At 65.1% G+C, this 20,224-nt stretch carries 19 protein-coding genes; 18 read left to right on the top strand and 1 reads right to left on the bottom strand.

The window, feature by feature from the left end; all coding sequences use genetic code 11:
• Nucleotides 1-28 precede the first annotated feature (28 nt).
• Together recO and VGR99_RS17765 are read left to right on the top strand one after the other, a co-directional pair.
• Nucleotides 29-781 carry a DNA repair protein RecO gene (recO, locus tag VGR99_RS17760; protein ID WP_326900033.1) on the top strand — a complete coding sequence of 251 codons (753 nt, stop codon included), beginning with the start codon at nt 29-31 and terminating at the stop codon, nt 779-781.
• 100 nt (nt 782-881) lie between these two features.
• Nucleotides 882-1,160 carry a hypothetical protein gene (locus VGR99_RS17765; RefSeq protein ID WP_326900035.1) on the top strand — a complete coding sequence of 93 codons (279 nt, stop codon included), beginning with the start codon at nt 882-884 and terminating at the stop codon, nt 1,158-1,160.
• A 121-nt stretch (nt 1,161-1,281) separates the two neighbouring features.
• On the opposite strand, the gene VGR99_RS17770 is transcribed toward VGR99_RS17765, so the two are convergent.
• Nucleotides 1,282-2,265 carry a helix-turn-helix domain-containing protein gene (locus tag VGR99_RS17770; protein ID WP_326900037.1) on the bottom strand — a complete coding sequence of 328 codons (984 nt, stop codon included), beginning with the start codon at nt 2,263-2,265 and terminating at the stop codon, nt 1,282-1,284.
• 504 nt (nt 2,266-2,769) lie between these two features.
• Here VGR99_RS17770 and VGR99_RS17775 point away from each other — a divergent pair.
• The 16 genes from VGR99_RS17775 to VGR99_RS17850 all read left to right on the top strand — a co-directional run.
• On the top strand, nt 2,770-3,774 hold the full coding sequence (locus VGR99_RS17775) for a formylglycine-generating enzyme family protein (protein ID WP_326900038.1): 1,005 nt from the start codon (nt 2,770-2,772) through the stop codon (nt 3,772-3,774).
• A 9-nt stretch (nt 3,775-3,783) separates the two neighbouring features.
• A complete protein-coding gene (locus VGR99_RS17780; RefSeq protein ID WP_326900039.1) occupies nt 3,784-5,415 on the top strand; it encodes an arylsulfatase in 1,632 nt (543 codons plus the stop codon).
• Nucleotides 5,416-5,492: 77 nt separating this feature from the next.
• Entirely contained in the window at nt 5,493-6,512 is a 1,020-nt protein-coding gene (locus VGR99_RS17785) for a MoxR family ATPase (RefSeq protein ID WP_326900040.1), read from the top strand.
• 7 nt (nt 6,513-6,519) lie between these two features.
• Nucleotides 6,520-7,506 (top strand): DUF58 domain-containing protein, encoded by a 987-nt coding sequence (locus tag VGR99_RS17790; RefSeq protein ID WP_326900041.1) that lies wholly within the window; start codon nt 6,520-6,522, stop codon nt 7,504-7,506.
• Complete coding sequence (locus tag VGR99_RS17795) at nt 7,499-7,990, top strand: DUF4381 domain-containing protein (RefSeq protein ID WP_326900043.1); 492 nt, start codon at nt 7,499-7,501, stop codon at nt 7,988-7,990. The genes VGR99_RS17790 and VGR99_RS17795 overlap by 8 nt, the downstream gene beginning before the upstream one ends.
• Nucleotides 7,983-8,981, top strand: a complete 999-nt coding sequence (locus VGR99_RS17800; RefSeq protein ID WP_326900044.1) for a VWA domain-containing protein — start codon at nt 7,983-7,985, stop codon at nt 8,979-8,981. Before VGR99_RS17795 ends, VGR99_RS17800 begins: the two co-directional genes overlap by 8 nt.
• Nucleotides 8,974-10,497: a VWA domain-containing protein gene (locus VGR99_RS17805; RefSeq protein WP_326900045.1), complete on the top strand. Its 1,524-nt coding sequence runs from the start codon at nt 8,974-8,976 to the stop codon at nt 10,495-10,497. The genes VGR99_RS17800 and VGR99_RS17805 overlap by 8 nt, the downstream gene beginning before the upstream one ends.
• Nucleotides 10,494-11,879, top strand: coding sequence for a BatD family protein (locus VGR99_RS17810; protein ID WP_326900046.1), 1,386 nt, complete (start codon nt 10,494-10,496; stop codon nt 11,877-11,879). Before VGR99_RS17805 ends, VGR99_RS17810 begins: the two co-directional genes overlap by 4 nt.
• A gap of 90 nt (nt 11,880-11,969) precedes the next feature.
• Nucleotides 11,970-13,655 carry an arylsulfatase gene (locus tag VGR99_RS17815; RefSeq protein ID WP_326900048.1) on the top strand — a complete coding sequence of 562 codons (1,686 nt, stop codon included), beginning with the start codon at nt 11,970-11,972 and terminating at the stop codon, nt 13,653-13,655.
• Between the two features lie 94 nt (nt 13,656-13,749).
• Nucleotides 13,750-14,259, top strand: coding sequence for a hypothetical protein (locus VGR99_RS17820; protein ID WP_326900049.1), 510 nt, complete (start codon nt 13,750-13,752; stop codon nt 14,257-14,259).
• Between the two features lie 33 nt (nt 14,260-14,292).
• On the top strand, nt 14,293-14,532 hold the full coding sequence (locus VGR99_RS17825; RefSeq protein WP_326900051.1) for a DUF3302 domain-containing protein: 240 nt from the start codon (nt 14,293-14,295) through the stop codon (nt 14,530-14,532).
• Nucleotides 14,532-15,473: an efflux RND transporter periplasmic adaptor subunit gene (locus VGR99_RS17830; RefSeq protein WP_326900052.1), complete on the top strand. Its 942-nt coding sequence runs from the start codon at nt 14,532-14,534 to the stop codon at nt 15,471-15,473. Before VGR99_RS17825 ends, VGR99_RS17830 begins: the two co-directional genes overlap by 1 nt.
• Nucleotides 15,474-15,486: 13 nt before the next feature.
• Nucleotides 15,487-16,506 carry a DUF1254 domain-containing protein gene (locus VGR99_RS17835; protein ID WP_326900053.1) on the top strand — a complete coding sequence of 340 codons (1,020 nt, stop codon included), beginning with the start codon at nt 15,487-15,489 and terminating at the stop codon, nt 16,504-16,506.
• Nucleotides 16,507-16,523: 17 nt separating this feature from the next.
• Nucleotides 16,524-17,951 carry a DUF1254 domain-containing protein gene (locus tag VGR99_RS17840; protein WP_326900055.1) on the top strand — a complete coding sequence of 476 codons (1,428 nt, stop codon included), beginning with the start codon at nt 16,524-16,526 and terminating at the stop codon, nt 17,949-17,951.
• Nucleotides 17,952-18,029: 78 nt separating this feature from the next.
• Entirely contained in the window at nt 18,030-18,188 is a 159-nt protein-coding gene (locus tag VGR99_RS17845) for a hypothetical protein (RefSeq protein WP_414645128.1), read from the top strand.
• A 442-nt stretch (nt 18,189-18,630) separates the two neighbouring features.
• The coding region (locus VGR99_RS17850) for a DNA topoisomerase (ATP-hydrolyzing) (RefSeq protein WP_326900061.1) at nt 18,631-20,224 on the top strand (1,594 nt) is incomplete at its 3' end.

Below are 20,224 nucleotides of genomic sequence, written 5' to 3' on the forward strand. Positions count from 1 at the left end.
CAGGGCGGAATCCGCTAGACTTCCCCCCATGGAATGGACCGACGAAGGCATCGTGCTGGGTGTGCGGCGGCATGGCGAATCCAGCGCCATCGTCGAGCTGTTGACGCGCGCGCATGGCCGGCATCTCGGTCTCGTGCGCGGCGGAGCCAGCTCGCGGCTGCGGCCGCTGCTGCAGCCGGGCAACAGCGTCAGCGCGGTGTGGCGGGCGCGGCTCGACGAGCACCTCGGAACCTATGCGATCGAAGGCCTGAAGCTGCGTGCGGCGACGCTGCTGGGATCGTCCCATGGCGTCTACGGCGTCACGCATCTCGCTTCGATCGCGCGGCTGCTGCCGGAGCGCGACCCGCACGAGGAGATATTCTCGATGCTCGAACATTCGCTCGACGATTTCGACGACATCGGCAGCGCCGCGGTGCATCTCATCCATTTCGAGCTGGCGATGCTCGCCGAGCTCGGCTTTGGGCTCGCGCTGGAGAATTGCGCGGTGACGGGGGAGACCTCGGATCTGATTTACGTCTCGCCCAAATCCGGCGGCGCGGTATCGCGCGGCGCCGGCGAGCCGTGGCGCGACCGGTTGCTGCGGTTGCCGCCGTTCCTGCGGCATGGCGAGACCGCGAACGAACTCACCGAGCAGGATCTCCAGGACGGCTTTCGGCTGACCGGCCTGTTCCTGCTGCGCCACGTGCTGGAGCCGCGGGGCCAGGGCCATTCCGATGCGCGCGCCGGCTTCATCAACGCCCTGACGCGCCAGCAGGCCAAGGCGGCACTTCCGGCGCCATGAACTGAACGCTTCTCTGCCTTGCCTGATGCCGTTCGACCGGAACCAAACCTACCCATTCGCGTTGGCGGGGGGGGCAGGTTCCACAACGGGGACAGTCTTAATGATGATCAGGGGATTCGCGCTCTCGGCAGCGCTGCTTGCATTTGCGCCTGACGCAACGGCCGGTGAGCCGCAGCCGGGCCTGTTTCGTCGGGCCTCCTGCACCGTCGTGCGGTACTATGTCGCGAAATATTCCGCTGCGGCCGCAGAGACATGGGCGCGATCCCACGGAGCAACCGAGGCCGAGATCGAGGCCGCCCGCCGCTGTGTGACGAACGGGCCGGCGCCGGCGCAGGCCAAGACTCAGCCGCCGGTGACGGCGGGCTGGGCTGGACAATAGCTGCCGCAGATCTCGATCGATCGTCGCTACCGTTGAGCCAGGCGGGGCGGAGATCATTGTGCGCGGACATGTCCGCTCGCCGCTTCATCTGCAGAAGCGAGCGGAGCTAGAGCGTTTCACACTAGGCTTGGGCGCGTCTGCCGTCCGAGAAGGGCAGCGATATGCCCAAGGTCTGCGACGGGTGCTCACCAAACATCGTGAAATAATACTGGGAGAAACGTCCGAGCTCGTAAAAACCCTGCTGCATGGCGACCGCGGCCACCGTAGTCGAGCCTGGCGCGCTCTGCCGCAAGATGGAGTGGATGCTGCACAGGCGCTTGTGACGCAGGAAGGTGACCGGCCCGAGCCCGAACACCTCCTGAAAGGCGCGATGCAGCGTACGGCGCGACACGCTGAACGCGGCGCAAATCTCGGACACATGCACCGGCCGTGAGCCGGCCTCGTCCAGATACTCCTCGACCCTGCGGATCAGGCGCCTTGCCGACGGAAGCCAGCCGCTGTCGTCGGGCGGCAACGACGAGATGACGTTGGCGGCCATGCATTCGACGATCGTTCGCTTCCAGAAATCCGCGGTCGACGGTGTCAGGCCGAGCTTGTGGTTGCGCAGATGGGACATGATCTGGACGAGACGACGCGAGGCCGTCGAACCAGTGACAGGGTCTGCCCGGAAATGACCGCGACTGCGCCATGTGTCGGGATCACTCAGGCGTGCCTCTCCGCCGAACAATGACGTCACCTCATCGAGGTCGAAGCGCATCGCCGCATAAGCGGATGCGCCGTGAAAGACGCCGTCATGCTCGAGCAGCGGCGGAATCACCAGCACGTCGCCGAGCTGCATATCGAACGACCAGTGAGCGACACGCTGCTCGGCGGCCAGCAGCATCCCAACGATCAGCTTGTCGTCGCTGGAGGTACGCTGTGTCCGCATACCGACGTTGAAGGCGCCGATGCTGAGAGAGAAGTCGCCGATCCCGACATGGGACAGTGTCCCGCGCAGCCGCCCGCGTCCGAGCTGCATGACGTCGACGTGAGAACCGTGAACGGCCTGATGAAGGCCCTCGAAGCCGTCGAGCTTCCGCGAATCTACCAGAAGGAACTGCCCCATGGCCGAAGCCTGTTACTGAAGCGCGACAATTCTGGGGCAGGGGGCAGTAAAGCTCTACCACAACGCGAAGTGGCGCGACAATCTGCCTTCGCGTTTTGAGGCAAAGGCTATCGAAATCCGGCAGGTGAGTTTTGCTGCATTGCGCTTCAAATTCAGGGGTTTGCGACATGGGTCGTTAGGCCTCACCCAGCGCTCAAGCATACTGGCACAAACTGCACATCACAGCCGACCATTCTTCGGATACCGTTTTCAACCTTAGCGATATCAAGCGGAAGCGCCCTGCGAACGGCAGGGGGCACACGGCGGGGATTTGCCGTGGGCTCGATAACGTGCGCACGAAGGGAAAGTGATGCTGACGCAATGAGGCGTCTCCTTCTGCTTCCGCAGCGCCAAAAAGGAGGGGACCAGATAATGCGTCCAATGCGCCGGGCAAATCCCCATCGTCGATCGCCGCCAAATTCCGTGCCGTAGCACTGGTGGGATGCGCGTATCGGAGTTTCAATCATGCTGCGGGCGGTCCCGGGTCACTGCGAGTGGTTGCCGGATGATGTGAAGACCGGCGAGATGGTCTTCATTTCCGGCGGCATCTTCCGCATGGGATCCGATCATCACTATCCCGAGGAGGCGCCGAGCCATCGTGTCGGCGTCGACGGCTTCTGGATCGATCGTACGCCGGTGACCAACCGGCAGTTCAAGCAATTCGTCAACGCCACCGGCCACGTCACCGAAGCGCAGATCGTTCCCGATCCCAAGGATTATCCCGGCGCGCTGAAGGAGATGCTCTACGCGGGATCGCTGGTATTCTCGCCGCTGCCGCGCATCACCGATCTCAAGGATTGGAGCCAGTGGTGGTCCTTCATGCGCGGCGCCAATTGGCGCCACCCTTACGGCCCCGGCAGCAACATCAAGGGTCTCGACGATCACCCCGTCGTGCACGTCTCCTATAGCGATGCGGCGGCCTATGCGCGCTGGGCCGGCAAGGAGCTGCCGACGGAAGCGGAGTGGGAGTTCGCCGCGCGCGGCGGTCTCGAGGCTGAGGAGTTCGCCTGGGGCGACGCACTGATGCCGGGCGGCAAGCACATGGCCAATATCTGGCAGGGGAATTTTCCTGTCCAGAATCTCGGCGAGGATGGGTTCGAGCGTACCTCGCCGGTCATGGCGTTTCCGCCGAACGGCTACGGCCTCTACGACATGATCGGCAATGTCTGGGAGTGGACCGCGGACTGGTGGTCGTCCCGGCACGTGGCCGATGCCGCAAAGCCCTGCTGCATTCCGCAGAACCCGCGTGGCGGCCGGGAGGATGCGAGCTTTGATCCATGCCAGCCAAACATCCGCATCCCGCGCAAAGTCCTGAAGGGCGGCTCGCATCTCTGCGCGCCGAACTATTGCCGCCGCTACCGCCCCGCCGCACGCCACGCCGAGCCGGTCGACACCTCGACCAGCCATGTCGGTTTTCGCTGCGTGGTGCGGACGCCTCCGACGACGTCACCGATGCCGTCTGGAAAGTAGGGAGATCGCATGAGCCACAAAGACAAGGGCGGAGCGAGGGCGAGTCATGCCAGTGGCAGCCGGAAACCGTTGCTTCTCGGGTTGCTGTCAGCGGCGCTGCTCGCGACGAGCTTGTCGCCCTTGGTCAAATCTCCCGCGATCGCACAACAGCCCAGCACCGCGAAGCCCAATATCCTCGTGATCTTCGGTGACGACATCGGCCAGTCCAACATCAGCGCGTATACGCGCGGCGTGGTCGGCTACAAGACGCCGAACATCGATCGCATCGCCAATGAAGGAATGATCTTCACCGACTATTATGCGGAGAACAGCTGCACGGCTGGACGTTCGACGTTCATCACCGGGCAGGTCTGCCTGCGCACCGGCCTGTGCAAGGTCGGCATTCCCGGCGCGGCCGTCGGCCTGCAGGATCGCGATGTTACGATCGCCCAGGCGCTGAAGCCGCTCGGCTACGCCACCGGGCAGTTCGGCAAGAACCATCTCGGCGACCGCGACGAATATCTGCCGACCAAGCACGGCTTCGACGAGTTCTTCGGCAACCTGTACCATCTCAATGCCGAAGAGGAGCCCGAGCGGCCTTACTACCCCAAGAACGATACCGCGTTCACCAAGGGCAACACGCCGCGCGGCGTGCTCAAGGCGTCCGCCGACGGCAAGATCGAAGACACCGGTCCGCTCAACAGGAAGCGGATGGAGACGGTCGACGACGAGACCACGGACGCTGCGATCGATTTCATCAAGCGGCAGGCAAGGGCGAACAAGCCGTTCTTCACCTGGATGAACACGACCCGCATGCATGCGTTTACGCATGTTCGTGCATCCATGCAGGGACAGAGCGGCATGCCGGGCAACGAATATGCGGACGGCATGATCGAGCACGACGGCGATGTCGGCAAGCTGCTGAAGACACTGGACGACCTCGGCATCGCCAACAACACGATCGTCGTCTACACGACGGATAACGGACCCAATCAGTGGTCGTGGCCGGACGCGGCGACAACGCCCTTCCGCAGCGAGAAGGACACCAATTGGGAAGGTGCGTTCCGCGTGCCGGCCATGGTGCGCTGGCCCGGCCGCATCAAGGCCGGCGAAGTCTCCAACGAGATGATGTCCGGGCTCGACTGGTTCCCGACGCTGCTCGCCGCAGCCGGTGATACCGATATCAAGGATCGGCTGTTGAAGGGTACCGATCTCAGCGGCAAGCCCGCCAAGGTCCATCTCGACGGCTACAATCAGCTGCCGTTGCTGACCGGTCAGGGCAAGTCTGCACGCAACGAGTTCTATTATCTCAATGACGACGGTGAAGTCGTTGCCTACCGCTACAACGACTTCAAGATCGTCTTCTGCGAGCAGAGGAAGCCGGGCGGCTTCGAGGTCTGGGCGAACCCGTTCACCTGCCTGCGCGCACCGAAGATATTCAATCTGCGGATGGACCCATTCGAGCGCGCCGACGTTGTGTCCGATCAATACTACGACTGGCTCGCCAAGAACGCCTACCTGATCCAATACGGCGTGTGGCGCGTGGCGCCGTTCCTGCAGACCTTCAAGGACTATCCCCCGAGCCAGCGGTCCGCGAGCTTCAGCATCGACCAGATGGTCGACGCGCTGATGAAATCGATGGACAAGGCGGCGCCGAAATAGCGCAGCGAACATGAGTGCCGACCGCTGAGCCTCGACGGCCGGCACTCGATCCGATTCACAGCAATGCCGATTGTCGCATGAATCAATTAAGAACCGTGCCAGAACAGGAACGTTCGAAGAGTTCACCCGCCCACGACACCGTGCTCGAGCTGAAGTCGCGCATCGGAAAGTCCGTGCTCGGTCAGGATCATCTGGTCGAGAGCATGCTGATCGGGCTGCTGGCGAACGGCAATCTGCTGATCGAGAGCCTTCCCGGCCTTGCCAAGACGCGCGCGGTCAAGACGCTGGCGAAGAATCTGGCGGCCGACCTGTCGCGCGTGCAGTTCACGCCGGACCTGCTGCCGTCGGACGTGACCGGCGCGGAGATCTATGTGCAGACCGACAAGGGCGGCCAGTTCCAGTTCCAGAAGGGGCCGATCTTCGCCAATCTGGTGCTTGCCGACGAGATCAACCGCGCGCCCGCCAAGGTGCAGTCGGCGCTGCTCGAGGCGATGGAGGAGCGCCAGGTCACCGTCGCCGGCACGACCTACAAGATGCCGGCGCTGTTCATGGTGCTCGCGACCGAGAACCCGATCGAGCAGGAGGGCACTTATCCGCTGCCGGAAGCGCAGCTCGACCGTTTCCTGATGCACGTCGTCATCACCTATCCCGACGAGGCGACGGAAGGCGAGATCATCCGGCTCAATCGCAACGAGAATGCGCGAGCTCCTGCGGATCGCGGCGCCGAGCCGCCGCCGATCCCGCAGCAGGCGATCCTCGATGCGCGCGGCGAGATCGACGGCATCTTCGTGTCGGATCTCGCCGAGAAATACATGGTCGACGTCGTCTACGCGACGCGCTTCCCCGGCCGCTACGGCGAGCCCCTGAGCAAATGGATCCAGGTCGGCGCCAGTCCGCGCGGGAGCCTCGCGCTCGACCGCTGCGCGCGCGCCCGTGCCTGGCTCGATGGCTACGATTTCGTCACGCCCGATCACGTGCGGGCGGTGATCCACGACTGCCTGCGGCATCGCATCATCCTCAGCTACGAGGCGGTCTCGCAAGGCATCACACCGGATCAGGCGATCGACAAGATCACCGAACTGGTTGCTGCGGCCTGAGGCGGACATGAGCCGGACATCAGCCAAATCGCCGGGTGTCTATGTCGATCTCGACGACCTGATCGCGCTCGAATATTCCGGACGCAAAGTCTCGTTCCTGCCGCGCCAGTCGGTCCACAGCCTGCTCTCCGGCCGCTTTGCCTCGCGTCTGCGTGGCCGCGGCCTGAACTTCGAGGAGATCAGGGATTATCGCGCCGGCGACGACGTCCGCGCGATCGACTGGAAGGTGACGGCACGGCTGCGCAAGCCGCATATCCGCGTCTTCAACGAGGAGCGCGACCGGCAGACGATCATCGTAGTCGACCAGCGCCTGTCGATGTTCTTCGGCAGCCGCCGCGCCATGAAATCGGTCACGGCGGCCGAGGCTGCGGCGATCGGCGCCTGGCGGGTGCTCGGCGTCGGCGATCGCATCGGCGCGATCGTGTTCGGCGATCGCGAGCTCGTCGAGGTGAAGGCGCGGCGCAGCCGTGCGACCGTGCTCCAGATCCTTGCGGCTATCGCCTCGCAAAACCAGGCGCTCGGCGTCGGGCGGGGCCTCGTCTCCGCGCCCGCCATGCTCAACACGGCGCTCGATCATGCCAGGCGCCGTGCGCCGCACGATGCTGCCGTGATTATCATCAGCGATTTCGACGGTGCGGACACGACCACCCGTGAGGCGGTGACGGCCCTTGCCCGGCACAACGATGTCATCGCTGTTCTCGTCCACGATCCCCTGCAAAGCGACCTGCCGCCGTCGGCCAGCATGACGGTGACCGACGGCGAATTGCAGATCCGGCTCGATGTCGGGCGCGACAGCGTCCGTAGAAGCGTGTCGCAGGCCACGCAGGACCGCCTGCAAGGCATCTTCGCCTGGACACATGAGATCGGCATTCCCGTGCTGCCTCTGAGCGCGGCGGAGGACACCGCTGCGCAGCTCCGCCGGCTGCTCGGCGGATTGCCGGCGCGCCATGGCCGAACGGCGGTACACGGCCAGACGGAGGCTGCCCTTGGCTGAAGTCTCCTCCACCAAGGCCGATCCCGTGGCCGGCCTGATCGATTTTCCGCTGCCGCGCGAGGTGAGCCTGTGGCCACAGACCTGGGAGGCGCGGCTTGCGATCGGCCTTCTGGTTGTCGCCGTCGGCGCGGCCGTCTGGCGCTACGCGCATCTGCGCCGCGTCAACCGCTACCGCCGCGAAGCGCTCGCGGAGCTCCACCGGATCGAGCATGCCGGCAACGCGGGGCCGTCGGAGTTGCTGGCGCGGTCGACGGTGCTGGTAAGGCGCACGGCGCTTGCCGCCTTTCCGCGCGATCAAGTCGCGCCGCTGGTCGGGCCGGCGTGGCTGTCCTTCCTCGATCGCAGCTATGGTGGCGTCGAATTCTCGCAGGGCGTCGGCCGACTGCTCGTGAGCGGCCCATATCAGCAGATGCCGCCGGAGCGCGCCGAGCTGCAATCGCTGACGCTACTCGTCCGCCGCTGGATCAGGGGGCATCATGGTTGAATTCGCCTGGCCATGGCTGCTCCTGTTGTTGCCGCTGCCACTCCTCGTCTGGTGGCTGCTGCCGCCATACCGGGCGCGGCAGGCGTCGATCCAGGTGCCGTTCTTCGACAGGCTGGCAGCGGCGACCGGACAGACGCCGCAGCGGGGCGCCGTCGTTCTGGAGCGCCGGGCGGTGCAGATGATCGCGGCGGCGGCGATCTGGGCGTTGCTGGTTGTGGCGCTGGCACGGCCGGAATGGGTCGGCGATGCCGTGACGCGGGATGTGTCCGCGCGCGACCTGATCCTGGCGATCGACATCTCGGGATCGATGGACCAGCGCGACTTCAAGGCGCCGGACGGAACGACGCTCACCCGTCTCGATGGCGTCAAGCGGGTGCTCAAGGATTTCATCGCCCGCCGCAGGGGTGACCGCGTTGGCCTGATCCTGTTCGGCACCAGGGCCTATGTGCAGGTGCCATTCACCCAGGACCTCCAGACCGCGCAGCAACTGCTCGATCAGGCCGCGGTCGGCATGGCCGGTCAGCAGACGGCGATCGGCGATACGATCGGCCTCGCCATCAAGACGTTCGCCGCTTCGACGTCGAAGCAGAAGCTGCTGGTGCTGCTGACCGACGGCAACGACACGGCAAGCCGCGTGCCGCCCGAGCACGCCGCCGACATCGCCCGCCAGAACGATGTCGCGGTCTACACAATCGGGGTCGGCGATCCCGCAGCCTCCGGCGAGAACCGCGTCGATCTCGGCGTCCTGCAGCGCGTTGCCAGCACCACGGGCGGTCATTTCTTCAGGGCCGAGGACGGTGCCCAGCTCGAGGCGATCTATGCCGACATCGACCGGCTGGCGCCCGCAAAGCTTCAGACCCAGTCGTGGCGTCCGAAGCTGCCGCTGTTTCAATGGCCGCTCGGCGCCGCCGTCACGCTCGGCTTGCTGTTGTGGCTCGCGCTCCTGCTCGGAAGCGAGTGGCGGCGCATGAGGAGCGTGAGCCATGCCTGAGGCAGCAACGCTATCCTTCCATCTGCTGCGCCCGCTCTGGCTTCTGGCGCTGATCCCGCTGGCGATCGTGTTCGTCGTGCTGCTTCGCCGGCAAAGCGCGGGCGCGCAATGGGGCAGGGTGATCGCCCCCCATCTCCTGACGCATCTGATCGTGCGGCCGCCGCGCGGACGCCACATCGATCCGCTCTACCTCGTGGCTGCGGCATTGGCGCTCGGCATCGTCGCTCTCTCGGGGCCGACATGGCGACGTGAACTGCCGCCCTTCGTCGAGGACAAGGCGCCGCTGATGATTGCGCTCGCCGTCGGCTCGTCGATGAGCGCGACCGATGTCGCGCCCTCCAGGCTCGAACGCGCCAAGCAGAAGATCAGCGATCTGCTCACCGCCCGCACGGGCGCAAGGACGGGACTTGTCGCCTATGCGGGCACCGCACATCTGGTGATGCCGCCGACCGACGACCGCTCCGTGATCGAGCCTTTCCTGGCCGCGCTTGCCCCGGGATTGATGCCGGCGGACGGGAAGAATGTCACCGGCGCGGTCGCGCTGGCCGCCACGGCGCTCGCGACCGAGCCCGTCGCGGGTACCATCCTCGTGGTCGCCGACGATCTTGGCGCGGTCGACGCCGCCACAGTGCGGCAGGCGGCCGGGCGCAACAATCTCGTCATCCTTGCGGTGAGCGCCGATGCATCGGCGATGCCTGGTGGCGCGGATGTCATCCGGGTCAGCATCGACGGCACCGACATCGCGCGGCTCGAACGGCGGATCGAGACGCGCTTCCAGGCTGCCCAGGGCGATGCGTTCGGCACGCAATGGCGGGACGAGGGCTATTGGCTGCTGCCGTTGCTGGCCGTGCTGAGCCTGCTCTGGTTCCGGCGCGGCACCACCGTGGCCTGGGCGCTTGCCATGATGATCGCGACGCAGGTCGCGCCGGCGAAAGCCGAAGCAGGCTCCCGGTTTGTCAATCTCTGGCTGACGCCGGATCAGCAGGGACGGCTTGCCTTCGACCGCGGCGATTATGCGGCTGCGGCACGGCTGTTTGCCGACCCGATGTGGCGGGGGATCGCCGCCTATCGCGCCTACGACTTCCTGGCCGCCGCGCAGGAATTTTCCCACGTCGACACCATCGACGGGATGTTCGCGCTCGGGAATGCGCAGGCGCAGAACCATGCTTACGAGAGGTCGATCGCAGCCTATGACGCGGTGCTCAAGGCCCAGCCGGGCAACCTCGCCGCCAAGACCAACCGGGCCATCGTGCAGGCCGCGCTGGATGCGCAGGAAGAGAAGCGGCGCAAGCAGGAGCAGGACGACAAGGCGCCGCCGGACATGAAGGCAGACGAGACGCGCGTCGATCCCAAGCAAAAGGGCGGCAAGCGGATCGCGGTGACGCCCCAAGACCTCACGACCCCGGGCGCAGCCGAGGCCTGGATGCGCCAGGTCCAGACCTCGCCGGCCGATTTCCTCAAGTTGAAGTTCGCAATCCAGGCGTCAGTCGCGGCACCGGGAAAGGCCGCGCCATGAGACACGGGATCGCCAAGGCGCTGTTGCTTGCGGCCGTACTGCCCTTACAGGCAGCCCGCGCGCAGCCGGCTGGCGCGCCGGATCCGATCGTCCAGATGACGATCGATCCTCCGCGCGTCGTGGTTGGGCAACCGGCGACGATCGAGATCGTCGTGCTGGTGCCGAACTACATGACGGCACCGCCCGAGCTGCCTGACTTCCAGGTGCGCAACGCCGCGACGCGGCCGTTGCAGAGTACCAACATCAGCGAGAACCGTAACGGCACGACCTATGCCGGCGTGCGCTTCCAGTTTGCGATCTACCCGCAGGAGCAAGGCTCTTACGCCATTGCGGACCAGAGCATCAGCGTCACATACGCTGCCGTCCCGCCGGCGACGCGCCGGGTGTCGATTGTGCTGCCGCGCGTCGCGCTCGAGGCCTACGTCCCGGACGGAGCGGCATCGTTACGGCCGTTCCTCTCGGCCGGAAAATTGACCGCGGAGCAGACGATTGACCGCTCGTCGGATCAGCTGAAGCCGGGCGATGCGGTCAAGCGCACGGTCACGATCCGCGCCGAGGGCACGCTCGCGATGCTCCTGCCGCCGCAGAGCTTTGCCGCGGTCGACGGCCTCAAGGCCTATCCGGCGCAGCCGGTGCTCGACGACAAGACGGAAGGGCGCAGCGACGTCGTGACCTCGACGCGGGTTGATTCCGCGACCTACATGCTGGAGCGAGCCGGCGACTATTTGCTGCCGGCCGTCGATATAGGCTGGTGGAATGTCGGGAGCGGCAAGATCGAGGCGGTGCATCTCGATGCGGTGCCTCTCAAGGGAGTAGCTAGCCCTGCGGCGGCAGGTGCCCCGGACCGATCGGGCCGGGAATGGACATGGGACGGCATCGTCGCGTTCGTGCTCGACAACTGGCCGGCGGCGCTGCTTCTGACGGCCGTCGCCGTCGGGTTCGCTTGCTTCGCGCCGCGTCTGACACGTCGCGTTGCGGCCCGTCTTGATCAGCGGCGGCAGGCGCATCTTCACTCGGAAGCGTTTGCCTTCAGCCGGCTGCGCCGCGCGCTTCGGCATCGCGACGCGCGGGTAGCCTATTTCGCATTGATCGAGTGGTTGCCGCACCTCGGCGGGACGCACGCCCCGACCACGACCGGAGCCTTCAAGGCCGCGGCACACGATCCGGAGCTGGACCGCCAGCTCGATGCGATCGAGCGCGAGCTGTTCGCGGAGCGGCAGGAGCCGACGCATTGGTCGCCACGCCGGCTGCTGCGCCACGTGACCGCCGCTCGCCGCAGGCTGCGGGCGCGCGACCGAACGCGCGCCAGAGCAGGTCTGCCGGCGCATCTGAACCCAGCCGTGAGCTCGAGCATCGCCGACTATCGAAAACCTGCAAGGTAAATCAAGCACGGGAGGCCCCAGACGGAACGGACGACCAAGACTTCGCCCTTATCTACGCCAACCAAGTTCGAGTAATTCAGGGAGCGTCGAATGACCAACGAGACGAAGAACCAGGATAATGCCGTTACGAATTCCACTTCTGCCGACACGTCCGCGATTCATCGCCGAGCCGTGCTGCTCGGTACGTCATCGATCGTTGCAACCGCAGCGCTGACCTCGCAGGCCCTCGCGCAGGCCCAGAAGGCGGCCCCTTCGGCAGCGCCGGCCGCGGCGCCCGCCGGCGACCGCAAGCCCAACATTCTCGTCATCTTCGGCGACGACATCGGCATTCCCCAGATCAGCGCCTACACCATGGGCATGATGGGCTATCGCACGCCCAACATCGATCGCATCGCGCGCGAGGGAGCGATCTTCACCGACTCCTACGGCCAGCAAAGTTGCACCGCCGGCCGCGCCTCGTTCATCCTGGGCCAGGAGCCGTTCCGGACCGGTCTTCTCACCATCGGCATGCCCGGCGATCCCCATGGCATCCAGGACTGGATGCCGACGATCGCCGACGTCCTGAAGACGCAGGGCTATGCCACCGGTCAGTTCGGCAAGAACCATCTCGGCGACCGCGACGAGCACCTGCCGACCAAGCACGGCTTCGACGAATTCTTCGGCAATCTCTACCACCTCAATGCCGAGGAAGAGCCGGAAGGCTACTTCTATCCGAAGGATCCCAATTTCAGGAAGCAGTTCGGACCGCGAGGCGTGATCAAATCGACCGCTGACGGAAAGATCGAGGACACGGGACCTCTGAACACCGCGCGAATGCCGACGGTTGACGAGGAGTTCCTCGGCGGAGCCAAGGATTTCATCGGCCGCCAGGCCAGAGCGAACCGCCCGTTCTTCTGCTGGTTCAATTCGACCCGCATGCATGTCTTCACGCATCTGAAGCAGGCGTCGCTCGGCAAGACTGGCAAGGGTATCCACGCCGACGGCATGGTCGAGCACGACGGCATGGTCGGCGAGCTCCTTCAGCAGCTCGACGACCTCGGCATCGCCGACAACACGATCGTGCTCTACACCACCGACAACGGCGCCGAGCTTGCGCTGTGGCCCGACGGTGCGCAGACGCCGTTCCATGGCGAAAAAGGCACCACCTGGGAAGGCGGCATGCGCATTCCGATGATGGTGCGGTGGCCGGGCGTGGTGAAGCCGGGCACGCAGTACAACGAAATCATTTCGCTGATCGACTGGTTCCCGACGCTCTGTGCAGCGGCCGGGATCCCGGACATCAAGGAGAAAATGAAGACGGGGTTTGCCGCCAGCGGCAAGAACTTCAAGGTTCACCTCGACGGCTACAACTTCCTGCCCTTCTTCAAGGGCGAAACCACCACCGCGCCGCGCGACGCGCTCTACTATTTCGACCAGGGCGGCAACCTCAATGCGATCAGGTGGAACGACTGGAAGCTGAGTTTTGCAACGGCCTCCAAGGGAAACATTGCGACGGCAACGCGAGAGGTCCCCGCCTGGTCGCTGATCGCGAACTTGCGCATGGACCCGTATGAGCGGGGCATGGAGGACGGCGGCGGAGCTATCCAGTTCCTCGCCCAGAACATGTGGCTGATCGTGCCGGTGCAGGGAAAGATCAAGGAGTTCTTCTCCGATTTCGATCAGTTCCCCTACCAGGAGGGGAGCTCGCTGAATGCAAGCGGCATCAATTACGGCCTGCTCCGGCAGCAGGCGGCATTGAAGCGGCTCGGTGAGATCGAACGCTTGAAGCCGCAGTAGCGAGTTCGAGCGCGGCAGCATCGCAATGCCCCGATGCAGATGAACTCGATGACGAGGCTGAAGGACAATGCACAGAAGCGTGGGAGGTACGACAATGTCTGATCATATTCGCGTGGCACAATTGGCAGGCTGTATTCTGGTGCTGGCGGCCGTTACATCAATTCCATCGGGGCCAACGTCGGCGGCGCCGCTGCAGCCCTCCGCGATCCAGCACGAGGCCACCACAACACCCGACCTTATCGAGGTCCGTGCCGCCGGCCGCCGCGGCGGCGCTGCGGTCGGCCCCCGCGGCGGAGCCGTCGCTCATCGCGGCGGCGCCGTGGTCGGGCCGCGAGGGGGCGCCTATCGCGGCACTACGGTCGCCAGGGGGCCGCGCGGTAACGTCGCGGTTCGCAGCACCACGGCGGTCGCCGGACGCGGCGGCTGGGCGCGACCCGGCTGGTACGGCTGGCCGCGTGGTGGCGCGATCGCCGCGGGTGCCGCGATCGGTGTCGTGACGGCAGCGACGGCTGCGGCGTGGGCAGGCGCTGCGCCCGCGCCCGGCATGTGCTGGTACTACACCGATCCGTCCCGCACCCAGGGCTTTTGGGATTATTGCCAGTGACGGCGGCGCTGCGATGACGACGAGGCAGCCGTCGTGAGCGGTTACGACATCTTCGCCTGGGTCGTGCTGGTGATCCTGATCGCCAGTGCGATCGGCGTGGTCTGCATCGCCGGATGGCTGCCCGGGCACATCGCGAAATCACGCAACCATCCGCATGCGCAGGCCGTGACGGTCGCCGGCTGGATCACGCTGTTCTTCGGTTTCGCGCTGTGGCCGATCGCCTTCATCTGGGCCTATCTCGACGTGCCCGCGCGCAAGGCGGGGGACGCCTGATGGCGGTTGCGATCCTCAATATCTATCTCTTGCTGCTATTCCTGCTGGTGCGTTTCAAGGTCGTGCCCTTCAACCTGTTCTGGAAGGCATCGCCGATTATCGTTCTGGTACTCGTGATGTTTGGTCTCCTGGTCCCGATGGGCTGGGGCGCGCCGCAGGGCGATGCGCTGGTTGTGCGCAACGCCGTCTCGATCGTGCCAGATGTGGCGGGCGAGGTGACGGATGTTCCTGTTATCGCCAACACGCCGCTGAAATCCGGCGACGTCCTCTTCAAGATCGACCCGACGCCTTATGCCGCGCAGGTCAAGGCGATCGAAGCGCAGTTCAAGCTCGCCAAGACACGCCTCGGCCAGATGACGCAGCTCTACGAGCGCGACGCCGGCCGCGGCTTTGACGTCGAGCAGCGCCAGTCCGAGGTCGACCAGCTCACCGGCCAGCTCGAATCGGCGCAATGGAATCTCGACAAGACAATCGTGCGCGCGCCGACCGACGGCTATGTCACCAACCTTGCGCTGCGCAAGGGTGCGCGGGTCTCGAACCTGCCGCTGTCTCCGGTGATTGCGTTCATCGATACTTCCGACACCATAATCGGTGTCGAGATCAACCAGATCGATGCGCGCTACGTCGCGCCGGGGCAGGAAGTCGAGGCCACCTTCAAATTCGCGCCCGGGCAGATCTTTTCCGGGAAGGTCGAGAGCGTGCTCCAGGCGATCGCGCCGGGGCAGACGCAAACGTCGGGTACAGCGGTGCTCCCGAAGGCGATCGAGGCTGCGCCCTTCATCGTGCGCGTCAGGCTGGACGACGCAGAGTTCGTCAAGCGACTGCCGGCCGGCAGCGCAGGGACGGCGGCGATCTACACCGACCACGTCAAGCCAGCTCATATCGTGCGCCGCGTGATCCTGCGACAGGTCGCAATTCTGAATTACGTCAATCCGTTCTGAGTGAGAGGAAGCCATGAGACCAGCCGCACTGTCCGTTTCGATCCTGCTCCTGACCGCTCCTTGTGCCCTTGCTCAGTCGCCGACCCCGGTGACGGTCGACAACTTCATCCGTGCCGAGTCCGACACCTATATCGGCAATCTCGCCAGGCAGTCCGGAGGGCTGGGCAAGATCTTTCACCACCGCGAGCCGGCCTCGATCGATGACCAGACCATCATCAGGCTCAATCGTGACACGCTTTACAGCTTTGCCGTCGTCGACCTCGATGCCGGACCGGTGACGGTGACGCTGCCGGATTCAGGCGGACGTTTCATGTCGCTGATGTCGATCAGCCAGGACCATTATGCGTCCACCGTCTACGGCAAGGGCGAGCATAGGTTCAGCCGCGACAAGGTCGGCACGCGCTACGCCGTGATCGGCGTCCGCACCTTTGCCGATCCGAGCGACCCGGAGGATTTGAAGAAGGTCCATGCGCTGCAGGACAAGATCAAGCTGACGCAGAAGGACAGCGGCAAGCTGGAATTGCCGAGCTGGGACCCGGCTAGCCAGAAGAAGGTCCACGACGCCCTGCTGGTGCTTGCATCGACCATCACCAGCTTCGACAGGGCGTTCGGCACCAAATCGGAAGTCGATCCGGTCCGTCATTTGATCGGGACCGCTGCCGGTTGGGGCGGCAATCCCGACCGGGATGCGAAGTATCTCAACATCGTGCCGGCGAAGAACGACGGCAACACGATCTACCAGCTCAAGGTCAAGAACGTGCCGGTGGAAGCATTCTGGTCGGTCAGCGTCTACAACGCCGCAGGCTTCTACGTGAAGAATCCGTACAACGCCTATTCGCTGAACAGCGTCACCGCCAGGAAGGATAGCGACGGCACGGTCGCCATCCAGTTCGGCGGTTGCGACGGCAAGATCCCGAATTGTCTCCCGATCATGAAGGATTGGAACTACACGGTGCGGCTCTATCGGCCGCGTGCGGAGATCCTGAGCGGCAAGTGGAAATTCCCGGAGCCGCAGCCGGCGAGCGGAACGTAAGGCAGATGGAGGCTGTGATGAGACGATCAATCCTCGGAGCCGTTGCCATCCTGCTGTCCAGCGTATGCGTGCATGCGCAGACCGTGTCGCCAGACGACATTGCCGCGCGCAACATCCTGCGCCGCGCGGTCGAGGCCATGATCTGGGGCATGCCGGCGGTGAACGCCGACCTGATGCTTCAGACCATGCTCAAGACCACCAAGGCCAAGGTCAACGAGATCGTCTACTGGTCGAGGCCGGTGAACTGGAAGAACCAGACGCTGACGCCCAATCCGGATGCGATCTACTTCATGTCGTTCTGGAGCGTGAAGGACGGGCCGCTCGTGATCGAGATTCCACCGGCGCAGGGCGGCTCGATCGCCGGCAACATCGTCACGGCCTGGCAGATGCCGCTGGAGGATGCCGGCCCTGAAGGCGCCGACAAGGGGCAGGGCGGCAAGTATCTGATCCTGCCGCCCGGTTACAAGGGCGACGTGCCGGCGGGCTACATCGCGCTTCAATCCGACACGTTCAGCGGGTTTGCGCTGCTGCGCGCCAATCTCGCCAGCCACGGTGATGCCGACGTCGCCAAGTCCGTCGCCTATGGCAAGCAGATCAAGGTCTATCCATTCGCGAGCGCGAAGGAGCCGCCGCCGACCAATTTCACGGACGCCTATGACGTCCTGTTCGACTCCACCATTCCGTACGATGCCAGCTTCTACCGCGGCCTCGACCGCATTTTGCAGAGCGAGCCCTGGCTCGACCGCGACCGCGCCATGATCGATCAGCTTCGGTCGATCGGCATCGAGAAGGGCAAGCCGTTTAATCCCGACCAGAAGACGGTTGCGCAGCTCGATCAGGCCGCGCGGGAGGCACATGCGCTGCTGGCGCAGATCTACGATGCAGGCTTTCCGGTGATCAATCCCGGCATTCGCTGGTTCCCGGCGGCTGTGCCGGAAATGGTAAAGGCGGCGAGCGGCAGCTACGGCGATCCAAATGCATATCCGGTCGATGCGCGCGGGGTGACCTACACGCTGGGCTACACCGGCATCAAGCGGCTCGGCACCGCGCAATTCTATCTGCTGGCCAACAAGGACAAGGACGGCCAGGATTTCGACGGCAACGTCACCTATCGGCTGACCGTGCCTGCGAACGCGCCAGTCAAGCAATACTGGTCGGCCACCGTCTACGACCGCGAGACGCACGCGCTGGTGCGCAACATGCCGAGCGCCAGCCGCGCCTCGATCAGCCCAGGCATCCAGACAAACGCGGACGGATCGGTCGATGTCTATTTCGGTCCGAAGGCGCCCGAGGGCAAGGACGCCAATTGGGTGCCGACCGACCCCGCGCGCAAATTCGAACTGCTGTTCCGGCTCTATGGGCCCGAGAAGCCGCTGTTCGACCACAGCTGGAAGCTGCCGGACGTCGAGCGCGTCGCAACGACAATTGGAGGCGCCACGAAGTAGCGAGAGCACCACGACGGCTTCGAAGCGCAGGCGCAATCTGTTCGGGTGGACGAGACGATGGGACGAACGAGACGCGACATGACGGGACATCTTCGCAAGGCCACGCTTGCAACCGCATTGGCAATGGCGAGCTTCAGCACGCAGCCGGCCCTCGCCGACGTCGGTGGCGTCAGCTTCTGGCTGCCGGGTATCTTCGGCAGCCTTGCCGCCGTACCGGTGACACCGGGCTGGGCCTAGCTGTTGGGACGGTTCTCGACCTCGAGGCTGGACGGGCTGGGTCACGTTCTCACTCTCGCCGGCGGCGCCGGAGCCGGCCGTAACCAGGCCGATCGCTCGGAGGTACTGACGGAGGCGCGTGACGCTATCACCACGCGGCCGGCACCCCATACCGCCCACAGCGACAGCGGGCCCTGTGGATAATTCGCGTGGCGGCCCTGGCGCGGGGCAGGGGGCGCATGTCGTGGTCCAGCCTGCTATATATCCGCCCGAATCGCGCCCCAGCGGGGGAGAATTGGCTACGTTTCTGGGCGATCGGCCCGAGACTTGACCGTAAGTCTTTGAAAGTAAAGGCCTAATGGGCAAACGAATAGTTCCGCCGGAAGAGCCGGCCGAAATCCACGAGGTGCGGCTGCAGGAGGCGCTGGAAGAGCGCTATCTCGCCTATGCGCTCTCGACCATCATGCACCGCGCGCTGCCGGATGCGCGCGACGGCCTGAAGCCGGTGCACCGGCGCATCCTCTACTCGGCCTTCGAGAACGGCCAGCTGCCGGAGCGCCGCTACGTCAAGTCGGCCAACATCGTCGGCTCGGTGATCGGTCACTACCACCCGCACGGCGACCAATCGATCTACGACGCCTTGGTGCGTATGGCGCAGGACTTCTCCATGCGCCTGATGCTGATCGACGGTCAGGGCAATTTCGGCTCGGTGGACGGCGATCCGCCGGCGGCCATGCGTTACACCGAGTCCCGCCTCGCCAAGCCGGCGATCGCGCTGCTCTCGGACATCGACAAGGCCACCGTCGACTTCCAGCCGACCTACGACGATGCGCGCGAAGAGCCGAAGGTGCTCCCGGCGCGCTTCCCCAACCTGCTGGTCAACGGTGCGGGCGGCATCGCCGTCGGCATGGCGACCAACATCCCGCCGCACAATCTCGGCGAACTCGTCGATGCCTGCGTGGCGTTGATGGACGATCCGGGCATGACGATCGAGGCCCTGAACGAGATCGTGCCGGGCCCGGATTTCCCCACCGGCGGCATGATCCTCGGCCGGGCCGGCACGCGCCAGGCCTACCTGACCGGTCGCGGCTCGATCATCATGCGGGCGCGCTCGCATACGGAGGAGCTTCGCAAGGAGCGCGAGGCGCTGATCTTCACCGAGATCCCGTATCAGGTGAACAAGGCGACGCTGATCGAGAAGATCGCGGAGCTGGTGAAGGACAAGCGGCTCGAGGGCATCGCGGATCTCCGCGACGAATCCGACCGCGACGGCATGCGCATCGTGGTCGAGCTGAAGCGCGACGCCATGGCCGAGGTGGTGCTGAACCAGCTCTACCGCTTCACGCCGCTGCAGACCTCGTTCGGCGCCAACATGGTCGCGCTGAACGGCGGCCGGCCGGAATTGATGAACCTGAAGGACATGCTTCAGGCCTTCGTCGACTTCCGTGAGGAGGTCGTCTCCCGGCGCACCAAGTTCCTGCTCGGCAAGGCCCGCGAGCGCGCCCACGTGTTGTGCGGCCTGGCTATCGCCGTCGCCAATATCGACGAGGTCATCCGGCTGATCCGGACCTCGCCTGATCCGAACACCGCCCGCGAGGCCCTGATGGCCCGCGACTGGCCGGCCTTCGACATCGCCCCGCTCATCGCGCTCGTGGACGATCCGCGCCACCGCGTGGCCGATGACGGCACCTACCGTCTCTCGGAGACCCAGGCCCGCGCCATCCTCGACCTGCGCCTGCAGCGCCTCACGGCTCTGGGCCGCGACGAGATCGGCGACGAGCTGAAGAAGCTAGCCGAAGAGATCGCCGACTATCTCGACATCCTGCGCTCGCGCGCCCGCATCCAGGCCATCGTCAAGAGCGAGCTGGCCGAGGTGCGCGAGGCCTTCGCCACGCCGCGCAAGACCGAGATCCTCGACTACGATTCCAACGTCGACGACGAGGACCTGATTCAGCGCGAGGACATGGTCGTGACCGTGTCCCATGCCGGCTACGTCAAGCGCGTGCCGCTCGCGACCTACCGGGCCCAGCGGCGCGGCGGCAAGGGCCGCTCGGGCA

This window comes from Bradyrhizobium sp. (genome assembly GCF_035935975.1).
Lineage (GTDB): Bacteria > Pseudomonadota > Alphaproteobacteria > Rhizobiales > Xanthobacteraceae > Bradyrhizobium.